20 protein-coding genes are annotated in these 20,794 nt (G+C 64.8%); 5 read left to right on the top strand and 15 right to left on the bottom strand.

Going from position 1 to position 20,794, the window contains the following annotated elements; all coding sequences use genetic code 11:
- Positions 1–29: 29 nt before the first annotated feature.
- Genes RY1_RS16040 through RY1_RS16015 form a run of 6 tightly spaced genes read right to left on the bottom strand, consistent with a single transcriptional unit; the run spans position 30 to position 6,285 of the window.
- Complete coding sequence (locus RY1_RS16040) at positions 30–752, bottom strand: sulfite exporter TauE/SafE family protein (RefSeq protein ID WP_072804912.1); 723 nt, start codon at positions 750–752, stop codon at positions 30–32.
- Between the two features lie 8 nt (positions 753–760).
- Positions 761–1,771 (bottom strand): ABC transporter ATP-binding protein, encoded by a 1,011-nt coding sequence (locus RY1_RS16035; RefSeq protein WP_072804761.1) that lies wholly within the window; start codon positions 1,769–1,771, stop codon positions 761–763.
- Positions 1,764–2,774, bottom strand: coding sequence for an ABC transporter ATP-binding protein (locus tag RY1_RS16030; RefSeq protein ID WP_072804759.1), 1,011 nt, complete (start codon positions 2,772–2,774; stop codon positions 1,764–1,766). Before RY1_RS16030 ends, RY1_RS16035 begins: the two co-directional genes overlap by 8 nt.
- Positions 2,771–3,757, bottom strand: a complete 987-nt coding sequence (locus RY1_RS16025; RefSeq protein ID WP_072804757.1) for an ABC transporter permease — start codon at positions 3,755–3,757, stop codon at positions 2,771–2,773. Before RY1_RS16025 ends, RY1_RS16030 begins: the two co-directional genes overlap by 4 nt.
- Positions 3,758–3,766: 9 nt before the next feature.
- Positions 3,767–4,696 (bottom strand): ABC transporter permease, encoded by a 930-nt coding sequence (locus RY1_RS16020; RefSeq protein ID WP_072804755.1) that lies wholly within the window; start codon positions 4,694–4,696, stop codon positions 3,767–3,769.
- A gap of 8 nt (positions 4,697–4,704) precedes the next feature.
- A complete protein-coding gene (locus tag RY1_RS16015) occupies positions 4,705–6,285 on the bottom strand; it encodes an ABC transporter substrate-binding protein (RefSeq protein ID WP_072804753.1) in 1,581 nt (526 codons plus the stop codon).
- 380 nt (positions 6,286–6,665) lie between these two features.
- Here RY1_RS16015 and RY1_RS16010 point away from each other — a divergent pair, with 380 nt between their 5' ends.
- A complete protein-coding gene (locus RY1_RS16010; protein ID WP_174565398.1) occupies positions 6,666–7,661 on the top strand; it encodes a 2-hydroxyacid dehydrogenase in 996 nt (331 codons plus the stop codon).
- A complete protein-coding gene (locus tag RY1_RS16005; protein ID WP_072804750.1) occupies positions 7,658–8,053 on the top strand; it encodes a universal stress protein in 396 nt (131 codons plus the stop codon). The genes RY1_RS16010 and RY1_RS16005 overlap by 4 nt, the downstream gene beginning before the upstream one ends.
- Before the next feature lie 28 nt (positions 8,054–8,081).
- Here the strand turns inward: RY1_RS16005 and RY1_RS16000 are convergent, their stop codons facing one another.
- The gene (locus RY1_RS16000; protein WP_174565397.1) at positions 8,082–8,591 is read right to left on the bottom strand and encodes a DUF8462 domain-containing protein; all 510 of its coding nucleotides are present in this window, start codon (positions 8,589–8,591) and stop codon (positions 8,082–8,084) included.
- Positions 8,592–8,776: 185 nt separating this feature from the next.
- Here RY1_RS16000 and RY1_RS15995 point away from each other — a divergent pair, with 185 nt between their 5' ends.
- Complete coding sequence (locus tag RY1_RS15995) at positions 8,777–9,145, top strand: VOC family protein (RefSeq protein WP_072804748.1); 369 nt, start codon at positions 8,777–8,779, stop codon at positions 9,143–9,145.
- Positions 9,146–9,148: 3 nt separating this feature from the next.
- On the opposite strand, the gene RY1_RS15990 is transcribed toward RY1_RS15995, so the two are convergent.
- From RY1_RS15990 to RY1_RS15975, 4 genes are all read right to left on the bottom strand, one after another.
- A complete protein-coding gene (locus RY1_RS15990; RefSeq protein ID WP_072804909.1) occupies positions 9,149–10,042 on the bottom strand; it encodes a LysR family transcriptional regulator in 894 nt (297 codons plus the stop codon).
- Between the two features lie 125 nt (positions 10,043–10,167).
- Positions 10,168–11,436, bottom strand: a complete 1,269-nt coding sequence (locus RY1_RS15985) for a glucarate dehydratase family protein (RefSeq protein WP_072804747.1) — start codon at positions 11,434–11,436, stop codon at positions 10,168–10,170.
- The gene (locus RY1_RS15980; RefSeq protein WP_072804745.1) at positions 11,436–12,362 is read right to left on the bottom strand and encodes a 5-dehydro-4-deoxyglucarate dehydratase; all 927 of its coding nucleotides are present in this window, start codon (positions 12,360–12,362) and stop codon (positions 11,436–11,438) included. Before RY1_RS15980 ends, RY1_RS15985 begins: the two co-directional genes overlap by 1 nt.
- A gap of 30 nt (positions 12,363–12,392) precedes the next feature.
- On the bottom strand, positions 12,393–13,991 hold the full coding sequence (locus tag RY1_RS15975; RefSeq protein ID WP_072804907.1) for an aldehyde dehydrogenase (NADP(+)): 1,599 nt from the start codon (positions 13,989–13,991) through the stop codon (positions 12,393–12,395).
- A gap of 286 nt (positions 13,992–14,277) precedes the next feature.
- Between RY1_RS15975 and RY1_RS15970 the strand changes: the two genes are divergently transcribed.
- Positions 14,278–15,624 carry an enolase C-terminal domain-like protein gene (locus tag RY1_RS15970; RefSeq protein ID WP_072804743.1) on the top strand — a complete coding sequence of 449 codons (1,347 nt, stop codon included), beginning with the start codon at positions 14,278–14,280 and terminating at the stop codon, positions 15,622–15,624.
- Between the two features lie 11 nt (positions 15,625–15,635).
- Positions 15,636–16,586 carry a 2-hydroxyacid dehydrogenase gene (locus RY1_RS15965; protein WP_139279875.1) on the top strand — a complete coding sequence of 317 codons (951 nt, stop codon included), beginning with the start codon at positions 15,636–15,638 and terminating at the stop codon, positions 16,584–16,586.
- Here the strand turns inward: RY1_RS15965 and RY1_RS15960 are convergent.
- Genes RY1_RS15960 through RY1_RS15945 form a run of 4 tightly spaced genes read right to left on the bottom strand, consistent with a single transcriptional unit; the run spans position 16,564 to position 20,789 of the window.
- The gene (locus tag RY1_RS15960) at positions 16,564–17,367 is read right to left on the bottom strand and encodes an IclR family transcriptional regulator (RefSeq protein WP_174565396.1); all 804 of its coding nucleotides are present in this window, start codon (positions 17,365–17,367) and stop codon (positions 16,564–16,566) included. The genes RY1_RS15965 and RY1_RS15960 overlap by 23 nt on opposite strands.
- Before the next feature lie 44 nt (positions 17,368–17,411).
- Entirely contained in the window at positions 17,412–18,572 is a 1,161-nt protein-coding gene (locus tag RY1_RS15955) for an enolase C-terminal domain-like protein (protein ID WP_072804738.1), read from the bottom strand.
- A 13-nt stretch (positions 18,573–18,585) separates the two neighbouring features.
- Positions 18,586–19,905, bottom strand: a complete 1,320-nt coding sequence (locus tag RY1_RS15950; RefSeq protein WP_072804736.1) for an ABC transporter substrate-binding protein — start codon at positions 19,903–19,905, stop codon at positions 18,586–18,588.
- Between the two features lie 2 nt (positions 19,906–19,907).
- Positions 19,908–20,789, bottom strand: coding sequence for a carbohydrate ABC transporter permease (locus RY1_RS15945; RefSeq protein ID WP_174565395.1), 882 nt, complete (start codon positions 20,787–20,789; stop codon positions 19,908–19,910).
- Between the last annotated feature and the right edge of the window lie 5 nt (positions 20,790–20,794).

Below are 20,794 nucleotides of genomic sequence, written 5' to 3'. Positions count from 1 at the left end.
TAGAGCTGGGGTATCCGGAGCAGGGGCATCTAGAGCGAGACGAGCTGCTGCACCACCAGGACGACGGCGCCGATGGTGGACACCGTGATGGCGGTCAGCCTGAGCCTGCGCCGGTCCATGATGCGGTTGACGAAGCGCGACAACACATACCCGAGAATCGTCGCAGGCGCCAGCAGAACGAACAACCATGCGGTGTGACGATCGACTGCACCTGCCGCGGTCAGAGCGGCGAGCGACATGATCGAGCCGACGAGGAAGAACGCGCTCATGGTGCTGCGCAGCTTCGCACCGGTGTTGCGCTGCCACACCAGTGCCATCGGGGGACCGCCGATCGACGTCGCGGTCGCCAGCAGGCCCGATGCCGCGCCCGCCATCATCAGATTCCGCCTGTGCGGCAGTGGAATCCAGCCGAACGAGGTCAAGGCGATACCGAGCAGCACAACGAGCGCCAGCATCAGCGCGAGTCCACGTTCCGGTAGAGCCACCAGCAGGAGCGCTCCGAGAATGGTTCCCGGTATGCGGCCCGCCAGCGCCCAACTCGCACCCGACAGGTCCAGCGCAGACCCTTCGCGTACGAGCACCATGGTGCTGACCAGCAGCGCGAGCATGATCAGTGTTCCCGGGACCAGCCCTGGATCGACGATCGCGACGATCGGGGCCGCGAGCATCCCCATCCCGAATCCGATCGACGCTTGCATGCACGAGGCGAAGAAGATCGCGAACGCGACGATGGCGAAGTCAGCAACCGTCAAGTCGCCGATCACGATCCGGCAGCGACTAACCCCAGGTCGTTCGCGACGAGCGGGTAGTGGCACTCGGCCATGTGATCGGCTTCGGCTCGGTCGAACGCCACAGGCGGGGCCTCCGAGGCGCACAGATCGGTCGCCTTCCAGCAGCGGGTACGGAACCGGCACCCCGACGGCGGATTGAGCGGGGAGGGCACCTCGCCCTTCAACAGGATGCGCTCACCGCGTGATTCGGCGTCCAGCTTGGGTGCTGCAGACATCAGGGCGGCGGAGTACGGATGGCTCGGCCGCTCGAACACGGCTTCGGTAGCACCGGATTCGACGATCCGACCCAGATACATCACTGCGACCCGGTCCGCGACGTGGCGCACCACGGACAGGTCGTGCGAAATGAAGACGTACGAGATGCCCAGTTGCTTCTGCAGGTCGTTCAGCAGGTTGAGCACCTGCGCCTGCACCGACAGGTCCAGCGCGGAGACGGGCTCGTCGCAGATGATGACGTCGGGGTTGAGGGCAAGTGCACGTGCGATGCCCAGACGCTGACGCTGCCCGCCGGAGAACTCCTGCGGGAACCTGTTCTCGTCACTGGGACGAAGTCCGACCAGATGCAGGAGTTCCCGAACGCGAGCGGAGCGGTCGCGGCGAGTCTTGTACAGGCTCTTGTGTGTTCGCCAGGGTTCGCTGATGATGTCCCCTGCGTTCATCCGGGAGTTCAACGAGCCGTACGGATCCTGGAACACCATCTGTACGCGTCGGCGAAATCCGAGAAGGTCCTTGCCCCGCAGCGCGAACGGATCGACGCCGTCGAAGTCGACGGTGCCTGAATCCGGACGCTCGAGCATCATGAGTGTGCGTGCGAGAGTCGATTTGCCGCACCCGGATTCGCCGACCAAACCGAGAGTCTCGCCGCGTCGCAGGTCCAGATCGATCGCGTCGAGCGCACGCAGGTTCCCGCCGCCGACCTTGAACGTCTTGTTCAGACCGCGGACGGTGAGTAGCTGATCGGCTCGTGTGTTGTCATGCATGGGACACCTCGTTCGCAAAGTGGCACGCGGAGAATCGGCCTTCTCCTGCGGGTTCGAGCTTCGGGCGCTGTACGACGCAGATGTCGCGGGCCAGCGGGCAGCGGGCCTGGTAGACGCAGCCGTCGGGGATGGAATGAAGATCCGGCGGGGTGCCGCCGATGGATTTGAGATCCTCGCCGCGCACGGCGTGCTTCGGCACGGAGTCGAGCAAACCCTTGGTGTACGGATGCCGGGGATCGGCGAACACCTCCGACACGAGGCCGGTCTCGACGACGTTGCCCGCGTACATGACCGCGACGCGGTCGGCTTCCTCGGCGACGAGAGCGAGATCGTGGGTGATGAGTACGACGGCCATGTCGTGCTCTTCTCGAAGCCCACGCAGCAACGTCATGATCTGCGCTTGGACGGTCACGTCGAGTGCGGTGGTCGGCTCGTCGGCGAGGAGCACCGACGGGCTGAGCGCGACGGCCATGGCGATCAGCAGACGCTGGCGCATACCGCCGGAGAACTGGTGTGGATAGGAATCCGCACGTGACTCCGGCTGTGGGATCCCGACGCGTTCCATCAGCGAGATCGCTTCTTTGCGTGCCGCTTTCGCGCTCATTCCGCGGTGGATGCGGAACGGCTCGGCCAGCTGGGTGCCGACGGTGTACACCGGATTCAGCGCGGTCAGTGCGTCCTGGAAGACGATCGCCAATTCGGTGGCCGCGATATGGCGTCGTACCTTGTTCTTGGCGGTGACGAGGTCCACGTCCCCGAGTTCGACGGACCCGTCGGTGATGTCGGCGATCGGCTCGAGGAGGCCGACGACGGCCTGTGCCGTCATCGACTTCCCGCAACCGGATTCACCGAGGAGAGCCAGTGTTTCGCCGCGTCGAGCACTGAAGCTCACGTGATCGACCGCGCGGATGACGCCCGACGGCGTCCGCAGATCGACCGTCAGGTCACGTACCTCCATGGCGACACGGTCTGTGTCCGGGCGTGTGACTGCAGGTGCACTCATGAGACGACCTTTCGGACGGGGAGGAGACGGGACTTGGCCGAGCGAGGCACGGTCAGGCGCCACCGCTGGGCCGGGTCGGTGGCGATGCGCGCCCACGCGGCGAGCACGGTGGCCGAGACGGTGGTCACGACGATGGCAAGACCGGGGAAGAACGAGAGCCACCATGCGGTCTGCAGGTAGGTACGTCCCTGCGCGACCATCAGGCCCCAACTGACGTCGGGTGGCTGAATTCCGATGCCCAGGAAGCTCAGTGACGACTCGGCCAGCATGACGAAGCAGAAGTCGAGTGTCGCCACGGTGAGCAGGGTGGGCAGCAGGATCGGCGCGACATGTCGTCGTATCACGGCCCCGCTCGATGCTCCGAACGTTCGGGCGGCGTCGACGAACAGACGGCTCTGCAGTTCGGCGGACTCAGCTCGGGCGGTGCGGAGGTAGATCGGGATACGTGTGATGGCAAGAACGAGAACGATGTTCGCGGCGCTCGGGGAGAAGACGTACAGCACGACGACGGCCATCAGCAGCGACGGGAAGCTCATGATGACGTCGGCAACGCGCATCGCCGAGGTTTCACGCCAGCCGCGGTGGTAGCCGGCCCACATGCCGATGATCGAACCGACGATGGCCGACAGAATGACCGCCGGGATCGCCACCGACAGTGTGGTCTGGCATGCGACGACCAGCCGGGCCAGCATGCTGCGCCCGAGCGGATCGGTGCCGAGCACGTTCATCCACCCGGTGTCCAGGTTGAACGGAGCGAGGTTGGACTGGTTCAGATCCTGTTCGCTTGCGGCATCGCCGACGAGCATCGGCCCGAAGATCGCCGTCAGGAACACCAGGACGAGAATCCCGGCGGCGACGGTGGCGACCCGATCACGCAGAAGCAGTCGCCACAGCGGTGCCGAGCTCTTCCTGACCACAGCGGGCTGCTCCGCCGGGACTTCCTCCGGCTCCGAGGTTTTCGGTGCTTCGAAATCGAGTGACATGGTGGCCTCCTAGACCTTCGCCTTGTCGCGAACACGGGCGTCGAGCAGTGCGTAGCAGGCGTCGATGGCGATGTTGAGTACGAAGATGCTCACTGCGGTCAACAGGACCGCGGCCTGGAGCACCGCGAAGTCGCGTTGGAGAATCGCGTCGATCATGAGCTTGCCGATTCCGGGCCAACCGAAGATCGCCTCGACGACGACGGCGCCGTTGACCAGACCGACCATCAGGTCGCCCGCGACGGTCAATGCCGGTGCGGCGGCGTTGCGAAGCGCGTGGTGCGTCACGACCCGAACGTCGCTGGCACCCTTGCTTCGTGCCAGCCGGACGTAGGGCGCCGACAAGGCCGCGACCATGGCGCCGCGGACCACCTGCGTCAGCACGCCGAGCGGCCGGATGAGCAGCGTGGCGATCGGGAGGACCCACGACAGTGCCCCGGCGCCGGTTCCGGAGGTCGGCAGAACGCCGAAGGTGACGGCGAAGACCCAGACCCCCATGATGGCGAACCAGAAGTCGGGGATGCTCGCAGCTGTCATGGACAGCAGACTCGAGATGCGGTCCGCCAACGAGTTGGGGCGGTACGCAGCCCAGCAGCCGATGACGACGGCGCCCAGGATCGCCAGGAACATCGTCATGAACGCCAGCTGCAGGGTCGCCGGGAAGGCTCGAAGAGCCATCGTCGACGCTGCTTCCCCGGTTCTCAGTGAATCGCCGAAGTCGAGCTGTACGACGCCTTTGAGGTAATCCCAGAGCTGCGTCAGGAGAGGCTGGTCGAGGCCGTTGGTGGCCCGGAATGCTTCTCGCTGTGCCTGCGTGGCGGATTCGGGAAGGTAGAGGCTGGTCGGGTCACCGGTGAGCCGGGCCAGGAAGAACACGCCGAGCAGGACGACGATCAGCGGCACGAGGCTGGTGTAGATCCGGCGGCGGAGGAATCTGAACATGTTGGGCCTCAGTCCGTTTCGGGTGCGTCGGCGCGGGTCATCGCTGCGAGGTGCATCTCGTCGACGGTTGCGGAGTTGGGTGTGTAGTTGACCGAATCCGACTTCGCCAGAACACCTTCCATGTGGGCGATGAAGGCCATCTGCATGATTTCCTTGGGCTCGTCGGCGAACAGCTGAGCGTAGGCTTCCTGCCGGGCATCGCCGGTCAGCACTGCGGCCTCGTCGACACGCTTGTCGAACTCGGGTGTACCGCCTGCGCTCTGGAAACCGTCGCTCTTCAGGTACTGATCGGCGGTGAACGCTGCGTCACCGGCCTGGTTGCCGTGCTGGATGACGAGCAGGTACGGCCCGACCTTCGGGAACGGGCGTTCCTGGTACTCGGCAGTGCCCGCCGAGTCCGTCATCTCGATGGAGACGTTCATCCCCAGCTGGGACAGGGCGTACTGGACGACCTCGAGCGTCTCGTTGACCTTGGGGAACTGCCCGGTCCGTCCGATGAGCCTGATCGGAGCGTCCACCGGGACGCCGTCGGCACGGGCCTCGTCGATCAGTTCCTGTGCCTTCTGCGGGTCGTACGGCCACGGCGTCATCTCGTCGTTGTAGCCGATCACGCCGTCGGAGATGAGTTGTGCCGCAGGCGTTCCGAGTCCCTGGAACAGGGCGTCGACGATTCCGTCACGATTGATGGAGTAGTTGATCGCCTGGCGTACGCGGATGTCGTCGAGCGGCGGCTCCTCCAGCTGGATTCGCACCGCGGTGGTCTCGTTGTTGGGGTACGAGACGCCGAGGTCGCCTGCGCCGTCCTCCGGTCCGAGGGACGTCGCGAGCTCGGCCTCCCCGTTCGCCACCATCGAGGCGCGCACGCTGCCTTCGCTTCGCCACTGGTAGGTGGCGCGGGCGTAGTCGGGCTCGTCTCCCCAGTAGGTGTCGTTGCGGACGAGGGACAGTCGCTGACCGTAGTCCCAGTAGTCGATCGCGAACGGTCCCGTACCGATCGGTTCGCGGACGCGCTCGGTCATGCTGTAGGTCCTCGGCACCATCTCGATGAAGGACAGCTTCAACGGCAGGATGGGGTCCGGGGCCGGCGCGGCCACACTGATCGTGAGCGGATCGACGATGCGGACCGTCAGGTCGGCATCACCGAAGACGTAGCCTTCGACATTGCACCCGAGGTCGGAGTTGACCGCTCGCTCGATCGAATGTGCTGCGTCCTCCGCTTCGAACGGGCTGCCGTCGCTGAACGTCACTCCGGGGTGCAACTGGAACGTCCACTCGCGGTCCGAGACCTGAGTCCAGGAGTCGGCAAGCTTCGGTTCGAGTGTGCCCTCGCTCGGGTTCCGTTCCATCAACGGCTCGGTGATGTTGGACCGAGTCACGACGCCGACGGACGTCAGCGAGACGTCGCATGCTTCGAGGGTGGGTGGCTCTTCCTGCAGAACGATGCGGAGCGTGTCGGCACTGGCGGCAGTTCCGCTGCCGGAGTTCGCCACCGAGCATCCACTGGCGATCATCGAAAAGCTAAGGGCGGCAGCGGTGATGACCGCGGCGCGCGTGGTCCGTCCCTGCTGCACTGCACGTGCAGGGCTCATGGGGTCCTCCAAGGGGGAAGTGATGTGCGTCTGCTGTGGTGGCCGTAGCCGCACCTGTGACGGTAGACACACGGTAGGAGTGGGGGAAATCGTTCGTCAACACGCCGCGGGGCCGTATGCAGGGAGTTTGGTGCGTCACACGACGCTCATTCACGCGATGTGGATCACAGTCTCATGCGTCTGACCTGGTGGGACACCTTTTCCTTAGGTTACCCATGCCCTCAGAAATGGCTCTATGATGCTGTTTGAGTATCAATCCATGTTATTTCCGTGTTGGACAGGTATTTGTCGACCGGAATAACGTAACGGAAGACGCGCACGCAGGATCGAAACCTGTGGACAGGTCATGGGCGGTATCGACGACGGCGAGGAGCTGGGCAATGACAACGGTTGGTTCGGAAAAAACCGATGGGGCGCAACGGAATTCGGCGCGCACCGGTCGAGTGCTCAGAGTCGGGCCGCTGAAGCCGTCGTTGATGGACACCCTCGCAGGTGACTACGACGCCCTGGTTCTCCCGGACGGAGACGAGCGAACCGGTTTCCTCGCGCTCCACGGTGAGTCGATCACCGCAGCGGTCACCTCGGGACGGACCGGCGTCGACGCCGAACTGATCGCCGGGCTGCCCAACCTCGGCGCCATCGTCCACTTCGGCGTCGGATACGACGCGACGGACGTCGACGCGGCACGTGAACGTGGCATCGGTGTGAGCAACACTCCGGATGTTCTGACGGACTGTGTGGCCGACCTCGCCGTCGGACTGGTCATCGATGCGCTGCGGCAGGTGTCGTTCTCCGATCGCTACGTGCGCGAGGGGCGCTGGATCAGCGAAGGCAATACGCCGTTGACACGCCAGGTCACCGGCAAGCGCGTGGGCATCATCGGTCTGGGCCGAATCGGAACGGCGATCGCCGACCGGCTCAGCGGATTCCGTTGCCCCATCAGCTACCACAACCGCAACGAGATCGCGGATTCTCCGTACACGTACTTCCCGACGGCGGCTGCACTCGCAGGCGGCGTCGACATTCTGATCGTCGCAGCGTCCGGCGGGTCGGGCACTCGGCACCTCGTCGATCGTGAGGTACTGGACGCGCTCGGTCCGCAGGGTTACCTGATCAACGTGGCACGCGGAAGCGTCGTGGACGAGGAGGCGTTGGTGGAATTGCTCGCAGGCGGCGGACTGGCAGGAGCGGGGCTCGACGTGTTCGCCCACGAGCCCTCGGTGCCGGCCGCGCTCACGACACTGGACAACGTCGTTCTGCTGCCCCACGTGGGCAGCGGCACGGTCGAAACGCGGGCCGCGATGGAAGCGTTGACGCTCGAGAATCTCGACCGGTTCCTCGCCGACGGCAGCCTCATCACGCCGGTGACACGATGACCGTCGTCGTCGGCTACTCGCCGACCGCCGAAGGCAAGGGCGCACTACCGTTCGCGTTCGGTGAAGCTCTCCAGCGCGGAACGGACTTGATCATTGTCGCGGAGGAGGATTCGGCGTCCGAGGAAGGATTCGGCGCGACGATCGAATCCGCCCGCGACGAATCCGACGCCGCCGGGGTCGCAGTGACGGTCCACGACAACGAGAAGGGCCGATCGCACGCCGACAATCTCATCGACCTGTCCTACGCGGAGGGAACCGACCTCGTCGTCATCGGCATCCGGCGCCGCTCGCCCGTCGGAAAGCTGCTGATGGGCAGTATCTCTCAGCGCGTCATTCTCGAATCGCAGAGCCCCGTCGTGGCAGTCAAACCGCCGGTGGGCCTGCCGAAATAGTTTGACCCAAGGTTAAATGCTTTTCGGGTCAGACGATGGGGGCGTTGGGTTGACGGCGGATAAAGTCGGCCATTCCCGGGACGGTGAAGGCAACTAGTCCGCGTGAGGGAGACCAGATCAGGCCTTTGCGGATGCATGAGTCGCGGTGCGGCGCCATCGATTGCGGGTTCGATCCGAGGACCTCGGCAAGGGCTGCCGTCCGAGGGGTGTCGGTTCCGCTGCGTGCAATGGCAACCAGGTACCGCTTTTCGGCTTCGGTGGCGCGCAGCCACCTCGAGCTGTAGAAGCCGGAATCGAGTGAGGCGTGACCGGTTTCCACGGCGTCCACGGCGTCGGCGAGGGTGAACGGGGACTGTTGGGCTGCTTGCCAGAGCTCGTGACCGAACACCTGAAGAAAGTACGGGTATCCATCACTTGCTGCGACGATGTAGTCGATCGCTTCGGGGCTGATGGATTGGTTGAGCCTGGCGATCGGTGTGACGATCGCATCGCGGGCCTGCGCATCGTATGCCCCTCTATTAGTTCTGACCTGACACACCCGGATACAATCTGATAGCAACGCGACTTGGTGACGATCCACATTCCCAGTCGGAAGGACGTGATTCAGCAATCGTGGAGGCACTATGGCCGACCCTGGGCATGCGCACCAGCGGTCGCGATAGAGCTGTTTGCGTTTACGCGTCGACAGTCGATCACCGAACACTATCCCGTTAGAATGGATCGATGCCGTCGGTCAAGCAGATCCAGGTAACCTTCGACTGCGAAGAACCAGAGCGTCTCGCTCGATTCTGGTGCGAGATACTCGGATACGTCATGCAGGGCACGTCCGCATGCGTCGATCCGGCGGGGGTGGGACCGCGGCTGTACTTCCAGCGCGTCCCGGAGGGCAAAGTGGTCAAGAACCGGGTGCACGTCGACGTCCGTGTGGGTACCGGACTGGCGGGCGACGAGCGGTTGGCCGTGCTGGAAGCCGAATCCGCTCGGCTCGTCGCACTCGGCGCGGTCGAGGTCCGCGTGATGCGCGCCGACGGCGTCGACGAATCCTGCATCGTCATGCAGGACATCGAGGGCAACGAGTTCTGCCTCGACTGAGTGTCAGTTCCACTCGCGCGCGGGTAGGACGTCGGACATGAAGCGGTGCAACGCAGGATTGTCGTTGTCGGGACGCCAGGCGGCATGCAGTTCCACCGGACGCTTCGGGGTGGTGTCGACGGGCCGGAACACCACGCCCTCCGGCTGCATCGTTCTGGCGGACTCGGGTACCAGCGCTGTACCGATCCCGGAGCGCACCAGCACCAGCATCGTGTGCACCTGCGTCACGTACTGCACGTACCGCGGTGTGACACCGACGATGGTGAACGTACTGATCAGCAGCTCGTGAAAATAGCGTGCATCGACGGGTGAATACATGATGATCGGCTGATCGTCGAAGTCCTCCACGGTCAGCTGGTCGCGGTCGGCCAGCGGATGCGATGCAGGCAGTGCCGCGACGAGGGCTTCGTGCAACACCGGCCGCGAGGCGATACCCGGCCGCTTCAGCGGAGGACGCGCCAGACCGAGATCGAGGTCCCCGATGGCGAGCGATTCCATCTGCACGGCCGACACCATCTCGCGCAACACGATCTTGACGTCGGGAAGCTCCTCGCGTGCCTTCTCGAGCAGCGGACGCAGCACCGCATGCGCCGACGCCCCGGTGAATCCGACGACGACCGTCCCCAGATCGCCGGTGGGTACGCGTCGGACCGTCAGGACGGCACCCTCGGCGAGATTGAGGATGCGCCTGGCGTCGGGCAGGAACGCGACGCCTGCCGCGGTGAGTGTGACCGACCTGCTGGTGCGGTCGATGAGTTGCACGCCGACTTCGTTCTCCAGCTGCTGGATCTGCCGACTCAGCGGGGGCTGTGTCATGTGGAGCCGTTCGGCCGCTCGACCGAAGTGAAGCTCCTCCGCGACGGCGATGAAGCATGTCAGACGGTTGAGCGAAAACAACTCATCCACTCCTTGAATCGTCGCAGACGCTTTTCGACTGGATCGAGTATCAAGGTAACGCACAAACAGCGCCGTCCGATACGAATCGGCCGGCGCTGCCTGTGTGCAGGTTCCTCACCCAGCCGTCACCAGCGAGGGCAGGTGTTCTCGAACGTCGGGTCGATGCTCTTCATGTACCCGGTGTCGTCACGGTCACGGATGCCGCAGTCGAGGTACTGCTGGTGCAGCGCCGCGAGTGCGTCCTCGTCGATCTCGATGCCCAGACCCGGACCGGTGGGAACCGCGACCGCTCCGTCCACGACGTTCAGCACGCCGGGCACGATCACGTCCTCGTTCTTCCACGGCCAATGCGTGTCGCACGCGTACGTCAGATTCGGCGTCGCGCCTGCGAGATGCACCATGGCCGCCAAGCTGATCCCGAGATGGCTGTTCGAATGCATCGACAGGCCGAGATCGAAGTTGTCGCAGACACCGGCGAGCAGGCGTGAACGCTGCAGTCCGCCCCAGTAGTGATGATCCGACAGCACGACCTGCACCGAGTCCTTCAGCACTGCAGGCTTGAGCTGATCGAACGCGACGACGCACATGTTGGTCGCAAGAGGCATCTTCGCCTCGCGCGCGACCTCGGCCATGCCGTCGAGCCCCGGTGTCGGATCCTCGAGGTACTCGACGATGCCGTCGAGCTCCGACGCCACCCTGATGGAGGTGTCGACGGTCCAGGCCGCGTTCGGATCCAGTCTGAGCGGAAGATCGGGGAAAGCCGTGCGCAGCGCCTTGATCCCGGCGATCTCCTCGTCGGGTGGGAAGACACCGCCCTTGACCTTGATGGCTCCGAACCCGTACTCGCCGATCATCTTCTGCGCCTGCCGGACGAGACCGTCGGGATCGACCGCCTCGCCCCACTCGTCCGGCTCCTGGCCCGGGTGAGCTGCCCACTTGTAGAACAGGTAGGCGCTGAACGGGACTGCGTCTCTGACCTTTCCGCCGAGCAGATCCGACACCGGACGCCCGAGTGCCTTGCCCTGCACGTCGAGGCACGCGACCTCGAACGGTGAGAGGACCCGATCGGTCGTACTCGCCGTGGTGATCATGCCGGCGACACCGTCACCGCCGGTGATGGTCGACGATGCCAACTGTGTGTCGATGGCCGCACGAATAGCGTTGAGTGCGAACACATCGAGACCGGTGATGGCTTCTGCGGCAGCGTCGAGGCGTGCGAGGTGCGCAGTATCGGCATAGGTTTCACCGAGGCCGACGATGCCGGCGTCGGTATCGAGCTGGATGATCGCCCGCAACGCGTACGGCTGATGCACACCGACCGTGTTGAGCAGCGGTGGATCGACGAATGCCACCGGGGTGATCCGAACTCCGGTGATGCGGATGGTCTCGGACATCAATGCACCGCGAGCTCGTCCGCGAGTACAGCGCGCCCGGCAGCGACGATCGCGGTCAGTTCGGCGAGATGCTGGGTGCTGATGTCGATCAGCGGCGGGCGGACCGGTCCTGCCTCGATGCCTTCCAGGGTGACACCTGCCTTGATGAGGGCAACCGCGTACCCGGGAACCTGGTCGCGCAAGCGCACGAGGGGGTGGAAGAACTCGCGAAGCAATGCGGCAGTGAGCTTGTCGTTACCGCTCTCGAGCGACTGGTAGAAGGCGAGGGCCAACTCCGGCGCGAACGCGAACGTCGCCGAGGAGTACAGGGTGACGCCGATGGCCTTGTACGCCTGCTGCGACACCTCGGCGGTGGGAAGACCGTTGAAGAACTGGAAAGGCTTGCCCGACGGCTCCAGCGCATCCAACACGGCCCGCACGATGCGGCCGACCTGATCGAGATCGCCTGTGCCGTCCTTGAATCCGACGACGGTGGGGAACTGGGCCACCTCGACGGCGGACGCCTCGGTGAATCGAGCGTTGCCCCGGTTGTAGACGATGACCGGCAGATCGGTGGCGTCGGCGACGGCCTTGGTGTAACTGACGAGTCCGGCCTGCGGCATCGTGACGAGGTACGGCGGAAGCAGCAGGATGCCGTCGGCACCGTTCGCTTTCGCGCTGCGCGCGAACGCCTTGGCCTGTGCCACCGATCCGCCTGCGCCGGCGTAGACGGGAACGCGGCCGGCGATGACGTCGACTGCCGTGCGGACGATCTTGCCGAACTCTTCCAGGTCGAGTGCGTGGAATTCACCTGTGCCGCAGGCGATGAACACTCCGCCGGGGCCTGCGTCGACGCCCTTGGCGACGTGTGCGGCCAGCAGGTCGTAGTCGACCTCACCGGTCTCGGTGAACGGGGTGACTGGGAAGAAAAGGACTCCGTCGAGCATGTGATGTCTCCTGAGGGTTTCGAAGGGATGTCAGTCTTGGGTGAGGTGGCCGTCGATGCGGCGCCAGATCTTGTCGGGATTTCCGTCGGCAAGTGCACTGGGAAGCAGGGCAGCCGGGACGTCCTGGTACGCAACGGGGCGGAGGAACCGTTCGATCGCAAGGGATCCGACGGAGGTGGTACGTGAATCGGAGGTGGCGGGGAACGGTCCGCCGTGGACCATCGCGTGACCGACCTCGACGCCGGTGGGCCACCCGTCGAACAGGATGCGTCCGGCTTTGAGTTCGAGGACCGACAGCAACGCGGCTGCTTCGGGGTGGTCGGCGTCGTCGACGTGAATGGTCGCGGTGAGCTGGCCTTCCAGCAGCGCTGCCACGTCGCGAACCTGCTGTGCATCGGTGCACTTGACGATGAGGCTCGAGGCGCCGAACACCTCTTGTTGCTCGATCTCCGAGGTGACGAAATTGTCGGCATCGGTGACGAAAAGTGCGGCGCGGCATGCGTTCGGCGCGTCGGACTCGGTGCCTCGGGCAATTTCGGTAGCGGACGCGGCGAGTTCCTGCACGCCGCTGGCGTAGCTCGCGGCGATGTTCGGGGTCAGCATCGTCGTCGGTGCCGTCTCGGACACCGCTGCTTGTGCGGCGGCCACGAACGAGTCGAGGCCTGGGCCGTCGACAGCGATGACGAGGCCGGGGTTGGTGCAGAACTGCCCGGAACCGAGAGTCAGCGATGCCACGAACGCGCGGCCCAGTTCCGCGCCGCGGGTGCCCAGTGCGTTGTCGAGGACGAAGACCGGGTTGATGGAACTCATCTCGGCGTACACCGGAATGGGTTCGCGTCGTCCTGCCGCTGCCGCGACGAGAGCGGTACCGCCCGAGCGTGAACCGGTGAAGCCGACTGCCTTGACGCGTGGGTCGGTGACGAGTGCGGTGCCGAGAGACCGGCCGGAGCCGTAGAGCAGTGAGAACGTTCCCGACGGCATCCCGGTGGAGGCCACGGCGTCGGCAATGGCGCGACCGACCAGTTCGGACGTACCGGGGTGGGCGTCGTGCGCCTTGACGATGACGGGGCAGCCGGCAGCGAGTGCGGATGCGGTGTCGCCGCCGGCGACGGAGAAGGCGAGCGGAAAGTTGCTGGCGCCGAAGACGACGACCGGTCCGAGTGCGACCTTGCGCTGGCGGATGTCGGCGCGGGGCACAGGAGCACGATCGGGGAGCGCCGGGTCGATGCGCGCGCCGTTCCAGCTGCCCTCGCGCAGGACCGATGCGAAGAGACGAAGCTGTCCGGTGGTGCGGCCGACCTCGCCGGTGATGCGACCGACGGGCAGTCCCGACTCTGCGACAGCCCGCGCGATGAGCGTCTCACCGAGGGCTGTGATGTTGTCGGCGATGGCGTCGAGGAACTGCGCGCGGGTCTCGGAGGAGGTGGACCGGTAGTCGTCGAACGCGGCGGCGGCAGCGGCAGTGGCTGCGTCGACGTGGCCGAGGTCGCCGTGGTGGTAGGTAGGTTCGAGCGAGTCCCCGGTGCTCGGATCGATTCCGTGAACCGCGGTTCCCGAACCCTGCACTGCCTGTCCGGCGATGATCATCTTGCCGGTGAGTTCGGTGGACTGCGTCAACGATGCCGTCATGGATGACTCCTGTTCTCGTGCTGCGATGTTCTCGGTCCGCCCCGTGGACGTGACCTGACTCATAGCTACTCACGGTAGAAGGCCGATCGATACTTGTCCAAGTCAATAAGCAGCGCTGTTGATACACGATCGGTATCGATGCACCGTGTGATCGCGGCGCTGGCGATGCGGTTGCGGTATCGGTCGATGCGTTTACGGTCTTGGACACGAATCGACGACCGGGCCTACAGTTCGGCGTGAGCCGAGTCACTCCGCCCGTAGAAGCACGCCGATAGAAGGTCGAGCCATGAACGCGCAGAACGCCACCCCCGTCATCGCCGAGATGCGAGTGATCCCGATCGCCGGTCACGACGGCATGTTGCTCAATCTCAGTGGCGCACATGCTCCGTACTTCACGAGGAACCTCGTCGTGCTCACCGATTCGGAGGGCAGCGTCGGTGTCGGAGAGGTGCCGGGCGGCGAACCGATCCGTCGCTGCCTCGAGGACGCACGGACTCTCGTGGAGGGCGCGAGCATCGGCACGTACAACGCGGTACTTGCGTCGATGCGTTCGGCCTTCGCCGATCGGGACTCGGGAGGACGCGGCGCCCAGACGTTCGACCTGCGTATCGCGGTGCACGCCGTCACGGCCGTCGAATCTGCACTGCTCGACCTGCTCGGACAGCACCTCGGCGTCACCGTCGCGGCGCTGCTGGGCGACGGCCAGCAGCGAGAGAAGGTCCAAGCTCTCGGGTACCTGTTCTTCGTCGGCGACGCGAGTAAGACGGACCTCGCGTACCGAACCTCCGCCGACGAAGCGGTGGGCGGCGACGAGTGGCTGCGGGTGCGGCACGAGGAAGCGCTGACACCCGACGCCGTCGTACGCCTCGCCGAAGCTGCGCACGCGCGCTACGGATTCGAGGACTTCAAGCTCAAGGGTGGGGTACTGCCTGCGGCCGAGGAGGCTGCAGCCGTCACCGCACTGGCCGAGCGATTCCCGGACGCACGAATCACGTTGGACCCCAACGGTGGATGGCTGCTGAAGGATGCGATCGAGACTTGCCGCGGCCTGCGTGACGTGCTCGCCTACGCCGAGGATCCGGTAGGCCCCGAAGGGGGTTTCTCCGGCCGCGAGGTCATGTCGGAGTTCAAGCGCGCCACCGGGTTGCCGACGGCAACCAACATGATCGCCACCGACTGGCGGGAAATGGGTCACACGATCCGCTCCGGAGCCGTCGACATCCCGCTCGCCGACCCGCACTTCTGGACGATGAACGGTTCCGTGCGTGTCGCGCAGTTGTGCGACGCCTGGGGTTTGACGTGGGGATCGCACTCCAACAACCACTTCGACGTATCGCTTGCGATGTTCACCCACGTCGCGGCCGCGGCACCGGGAAACATCACCGCGATCGACACGCACTGGATCTGGCAGGACGGTCAGCGAGTGACCAAGGAGCCGTTCGAGATCGAGGGGGGTTACCTGACGGTCCCCGACAAGCCGGGCCTCGGCGTCGAACTCGACTGGGAGCGCGTCGATGCAGCCCACGAGCTCTACCAGCGTGAAGGTCTCGGTGCACGAGACGATTCGATCGGCATGCAGTACCTGATCGACGGGTGGGCATTCGACAGCAAGCGCCCCGCCCTCCTGCGATGAAGGTCGCGCCCATGAAGATTGTCGTCGGCGATCGAAACGTGCTGCCGCACAGGGCGCAGTTCGAGAGCGGGTTGCCGGTCGGCGCCGAAGTGGTGTGGGTCGTCCCGTTCGACGAGGCCCGCGTCCTCGAGGAATTGTCCGACGCCGACGTCTATGTCGGCGGTAAGTTCAGCGCTGCGATGGGTGCTGCGGCGCCGCGGCTGCGGATGGTACATGTCGCAGGCGCCGGGACGGACAATGTCGACAGGACCGGATTGGCGCCGGAGGTTCTCGTCCGCACCACCTTTCACCACGAGCAGTCCATCGCCGAATACATCGTCTCGGCCACCGTCATGCTGCGTCGTAAGTTCTTGGAGCAGGACCGTGCGCTACGAGCGGGTGTGTTCTCGACCTCCGTGTACGACCCGTCGATCCCTCAGCCGCTGTCGCTGAGCGGCGCGCGCGTCGGATTCGTGGGCTTCGGACACATCGGTCAGCGAGCGTGGACGTTGTTCGAGGCGTTCGGCTGCGTAGGCGCCGCGGTGACCGGCAGCGGCACCGCGAACGGCCGTCTGGAATGGAACTCCGATACCGCAGATCTCGGAAAACTGATGGAATGGTCCGACATCGTCGTCGTATCGGCCCCGTTGAACGATGCCACCCGCGGCCTGATCGGCGCCGACGAGCTCGCCCGGCTCGGACGTGACGGCGTACTCGTCAACGTGGGACGAGGTCCTCTGGTTCAGGAGCAGGCACTGTTCGACGCGTTGTCCGACAGGGCAATTGCGGCAGCTGCCGTCGACGTCTGGTATCGGTACCCCGGTGCCGACGGCGTCGGGAAGCCGAGTTCTCTTCCGTTCGAAGAGCTTCCGAACATCCTGATGACCCCGCATTCGTCCGGGGTCACCCATCACACGTTCGTCGGCCGGGTTGCCGACATCGCGGCGAACATATCCGGCCTCAGCGCACGCCCTCGGCCCTGAGCTCGCGGGCCCATGCGTCGGCGTGCTTGACCAGGACGCCTGCGATGCGCTCGAGCTCGCCGGGATACGACGCCACCTCGGCAGGCATCGAGACGCTGAGCGCATCGGACGCCGGGATGCGGTAGGGGACCACGGTGGCGATGCAGACCACGCCCGGCGTGCCCTGTTCCTGCTCGAGTGACCATCCTCGCCTGCGAACCTCGGCCAGCTCGACGATCAGTGCGTCACGGTCGACGATGGTGTTGTCGGTGTAGCGCTCGAGCTGTTTCGGGAGTAGCTGGGTGACCTCGTCGGTGGTGAGTTCGGCGAGCAGTGCCTGACCGAGCGCGGTGACGTGGCAGGGAAGCTTGCGTCCGACTCGGTGCATGCGCCTGACCTCGAGCTTGGACCCACGGCTCGCGAGGTAGATGACCTGGTCCTCGTCGCGCCGCGCGAAGTGCACGGTGTGGCGCACGTCGGAGCGCAGTGCCTCCAGTACCGCAGCGGCTCGGCCGACCACGGAATCCTTGTCGAGGTACGACGTGCCGGTGAGCAGGGCGTGTGTGCCGATGCCGTAGCGCGAACCCGAGTCGTCGGCCTCGATCCACCGCAGTTCCTTGAGGGTGCGCAGGAGCGCGTGCAAGGACGATCTGGGGTACTTGCACGCCTCCTGCAGCTCGCCGAGGCTCATGCGCGTCGGGGACGCGGCAAGGGTCTCGAGGATGTGAATGGTGCGTTCTGCGGACTTGACCGGAGTAGTGGTCTCTTTGACGTCGTTCACCATGAGGACAGTGTCCCTCATTTCGAACGCAGTTTCATCCGTGTGCCTGTATTGACCTACTGACATCAGTATTCCGACACGAGATTTTCGACGATGTAGTCGAAATCGAACTCTTCGCCCAGGCCGGGACGGTCGGGCATCGTCACGATCCCTGCCGAGTCGATCGGGTCGACGATGGACCCGAGGTGCGGCGGAACCCAGTCGTAGTCCGTGTGGGGGTGCAGCAGGCCGCGCTCGTACCACTGCACGTTCGGTGCGCCGCCGACGAGGGCGAGGTTGGGGGCGCCGTTGCCGTGAATCTCGCAGTCGAGCCCGAATCCGTCGGCCATGTGCACGGTCTTGAGGGCCGGTGTGATGCCGCCGCCGTTCATGGCGCCGACGCGCAGGATGTCGCACGCGTCGTTGACGATCCACTCCGAACGCGACTTGTGCCTGCCAGGGGTGGTCTCGGGACCGATGACGGGCGTGTCGATCTGGTCGGCGAGCCACTTGTACGAGCGCAGCGAGAACTCGTCCATCGGTTCCTCGAACCAGTCGAACTTCAGCCGGTCGAGCTCGCGGCCCAGCGTGAGGGCCTGGGTACGTGAGTACCAGTGATAACCGTCGAGCATGAGCGAGAACCCGGGCCCGACGGCATCGCGCACCGCCGCGCAGGCGTCGATGTCGCGGTGGAGGTCGGGGGCACCGGGAAGCGGCGGCATCCACGTGTGCAGTTTGATGCCGGTGTAACCGCGCGCTTTCAGATCGAGCGCGAAGCTCGCGAAATCCTCGGGCGAGGACAGTCCGCCCTCGATGTCGTCGCCGCACATGGTGCTCGCGTACGCCTTGACCTCCGAGCGCGCGCCGCCGAGCAGCTTCCACACCGGGGTGTCGAACTTGTTGCCGGCCAGATCCCACAGTGCCTGGTCGATGTAGCTGAGTGTGTGCTCGGGTAGCTCGACGGCCTTGGTGCGCTGGCGGATGGCGAACTTCTTCTCGATCGCCTCCCGTGCCAGCGGATCGGTACCGATCAGGACCGCTCGGAAGGACTGCTCGACCTGATCCTGACGCAGATAGTTGGGCTTGCCGACGGCGTATCCGCTGACCCCGTCGGAGTCGGTGATGCGGAGCAGTGCTTGCGTCGTCTGAATCGACGGACCCGGATGGCGATGCCCGTACGAGTCGACCGAAGTACGGGCCTCGGTCTTGAACACCTGCACGGCTACTTCCGTGATGACGCTGGACATGGTGTCGATTCCCCTATTTGCCCTGACGGGCATCGTATTTGGCCTTGGCTAGGTCGAGCTTCTCGGCGAAGTCGTCGGCGAAGTCCTGGGCACTGAGCTGACCGATGAGCACCTTCTGCCACTGGCCGAGCATCTGGACCTGAACGATCTTGCCGAAACTCGCCAGGTAGTCCGGCGGTGTGACGAGCACGGTCTTCGGGTCGTCGAGAGCAGCCTGTGCCGCCTGCACCGACGGCATCTCCTGGAAGGACGGTGCCGAGCGTGCGACGGTGTTGACGGGGATCTGCCCGACGCTGCCGTTCCAGTAGGCCTGTGAATCCGGAGACGTCATGAACTCCAGGAACTTCCACGCGGCCGCCTGGTGCTTACTGCTCTTGAAGATCGTGTACGACGGGAACGGATCGGTCATGACCGTGCGGACGCCGTTGTCCGCCAACGGGAGTGCAACAGCACCGACCTTGTCGCCGAGCGACTTCTTGTGATTGCTGTACGAGCCGAGGTTGTGCTGCATCATCGCAACCGAACCTCCGCCGAAGCTGGCGACCATCTGCGGGAAGCCGTTGTTGACATCCGCGGTGGGAGTGTCCACGTCGTAGAGCGCTGCGAATCGCTCGATGGCCTCGACCATCTCCGGCCGGTTGACCGTCGACTTTCCTCCGTCGAAGAAATTGTCGATTCCGGTGGAGGCGAACATGTACTGCAGCAACGGATAGATCGAACCTGCGCCGCCGCGGATCGTGAAACCGTAGCGCCCGTTCGACTTGTCGGTCAGTTCGTCTGCGGCATCGAAGAACTCGTCCCATGTGTCGGGCGGGGCGATTCCGGCTTCGTCGAACCAGTCGGCGCGGTACCACAGCGTGGCGTTGTTACTGGTGTACGGCAGTCCGTACAGGTTCTGGCCGCCGCCGGACTCCTTCGCGGATTCGATGATCTTCGGGTCGTACTCGGCGCGCTGCGGTGATGCGGCCATGAAGTCGTCGAGAGGGATGACCGCGTTCTGCGCGACGAGGGGAGCCAGATACGCCGTCGAGACGATGCCGAGGTCGGGAGCGGAACCGCCGGCAAGCGCAGTCTGGTACTTCTGTTGCGCACTGTCCGAGGGCAGGCCGACGTATTCGATGTCGATGCCGGGGTTGACCGCCTCGAAGCGGCGAATCAGTTCCTCGTACAGCGGGGTTCGATCCGGTCCTGCGTTGTTGTCCCAGAAGGTGAGTGTTCCGCTGTTCGGGTCGCCGAGGGCGCCGTCGGGCAACGACGTCTCGGAACTGCACCCGGTGAGAACGAGGGCGGCGACGGTGCCGACGAGGAGGGTTCGTGTGAGGTAATTCTTCATGATCAGCCCTTCACCGCGCCGGCGCTGAGGCCCTGGACGAGGTATTTCTGGATGACGGCGAACACCGCGACGACGGGGACCGCTGCGATGAGACCGCCTGCGGCGAGTACACCGAAGTCGACGTTGTACGAGCCGATGGTGTAGCTCAATCCGACTGGAAGCGTGAACTTTTCCTGGCTGGAGATGAACATGAGTCCGAACAGGAAGTTGTTCCAGCTGCCGATGAACGCGAACGATCCGACGGCGATGAGGCCAGGGCGAAGCAGCGGGAGCATGATGATCCGGAATGCCCGCAGGCGGGAGCAGCCGTCGACCATGGCCGCTTCCTCGAGCTCGACCGGGATCTGTGCGATGAACCCGGCCATCAGCATGGCGGCCAAGGGGAGCTGGAAGACGGTATCGGCGACGATGAGGCCGAACAGATTGTTGACCAGTCCCATCTCACGGAACACCTGGAACAGCGGGATGAGCAGCATCGCACCGGGGACGAACTGGCTGCACAGCAGTGCCATCACCAGCGGAATCTTGGCGCGGAACTTGAAGCGAGCCAATGCATATCCGGTGGCAAGAGCGACGAAGGTCGTCAGGACGAGAGACAGTCCGGCGACGATGAGACTGTTCTTGAAGAAGAAGCTGAAGCCGAGCGTGTTCCAGACGGTGTCGAAGTGCTCGAAGGTGATGGGCCAGGGGAGCATGCTGTTCGAACCCGCGGGCCGGAACGCGAACACGATCATCCAGTAGAACGGAACGAGAGTGAACAGGAGGTAGAGGGCGAGCGGGAACCCGACGCTGAAGAATCTGGGCTTGCTCTTGTGGATTCGTGGCTCGTGCGAGGATTCGGTCCTCGGAGTGTGCATCACGGGTCGATCGGCGGTAGTGGTCATGTGTC

The sequence above is a fragment of the Rhodococcus yunnanensis NBRC 103083 genome (genome assembly GCF_001895005.1).
Taxonomy (GTDB): Bacteria; Actinomycetota; Actinomycetes; order Mycobacteriales; family Mycobacteriaceae; genus Rhodococcoides; species Rhodococcoides yunnanense.
The sequence above is the reverse complement of the archived record's forward strand: the minus strand, read 5'-3'. Positions and strand labels throughout refer to the sequence as shown.

Coding starts and splice junctions, on each gene's coding strand:
- RY1_RS16035 (WP_072804761.1), bottom strand. CDS start 1,771: ATGCATGACAACACACGAGCCGATCAGCTACTCACCGTCCGCGGTCTG.
- RY1_RS16030 (WP_072804759.1), bottom strand. CDS start 2,774: ATGAGTGCACCTGCAGTCACACGCCCGGACACAGACCGTGTCGCCATG.
- RY1_RS16025 (WP_072804757.1), bottom strand. CDS start 3,757: ATGTCACTCGATTTCGAAGCACCGAAAACCTCGGAGCCGGAGGAAGTC.
- RY1_RS16020 (WP_072804755.1), bottom strand. CDS start 4,696: ATGTTCAGATTCCTCCGCCGCCGGATCTACACCAGCCTCGTGCCGCTG.
- RY1_RS16015 (WP_072804753.1), bottom strand. CDS start 6,285: ATGAGCCCTGCACGTGCAGTGCAGCAGGGACGGACCACGCGCGCCGCG.
- RY1_RS16010 (WP_174565398.1), top strand. CDS start 6,666: ATGACAACGGTTGGTTCGGAAAAAACCGATGGGGCGCAACGGAATTCG.
- RY1_RS16005 (WP_072804750.1), top strand. CDS start 7,658: ATGACCGTCGTCGTCGGCTACTCGCCGACCGCCGAAGGCAAGGGCGCA.
- RY1_RS15995 (WP_072804748.1), top strand. CDS start 8,777: ATGCCGTCGGTCAAGCAGATCCAGGTAACCTTCGACTGCGAAGAACCA.
- RY1_RS15985 (WP_072804747.1), bottom strand. CDS start 11,436: ATGTCCGAGACCATCCGCATCACCGGAGTTCGGATCACCCCGGTGGCA.
- RY1_RS15980 (WP_072804745.1), bottom strand. CDS start 12,362: ATGCTCGACGGAGTCCTTTTCTTCCCAGTCACCCCGTTCACCGAGACC.
- RY1_RS15975 (WP_072804907.1), bottom strand. CDS start 13,991: ATGACGGCATCGTTGACGCAGTCCACCGAACTCACCGGCAAGATGATC.
- RY1_RS15970 (WP_072804743.1), top strand. CDS start 14,278: ATGAACGCGCAGAACGCCACCCCCGTCATCGCCGAGATGCGAGTGATC.
- RY1_RS15965 (WP_139279875.1), top strand. CDS start 15,636: ATGAAGATTGTCGTCGGCGATCGAAACGTGCTGCCGCACAGGGCGCAG.
- RY1_RS15960 (WP_174565396.1), bottom strand. CDS start 17,367: ATGAGGGACACTGTCCTCATGGTGAACGACGTCAAAGAGACCACTACT.
- RY1_RS15955 (WP_072804738.1), bottom strand. CDS start 18,572: ATGTCCAGCGTCATCACGGAAGTAGCCGTGCAGGTGTTCAAGACCGAG.
- RY1_RS15950 (WP_072804736.1), bottom strand. CDS start 19,905: ATGAAGAATTACCTCACACGAACCCTCCTCGTCGGCACCGTCGCCGCC.
- RY1_RS15945 (WP_174565395.1), bottom strand. CDS start 20,789: ATGACCACTACCGCCGATCGACCCGTGATGCACACTCCGAGGACCGAA.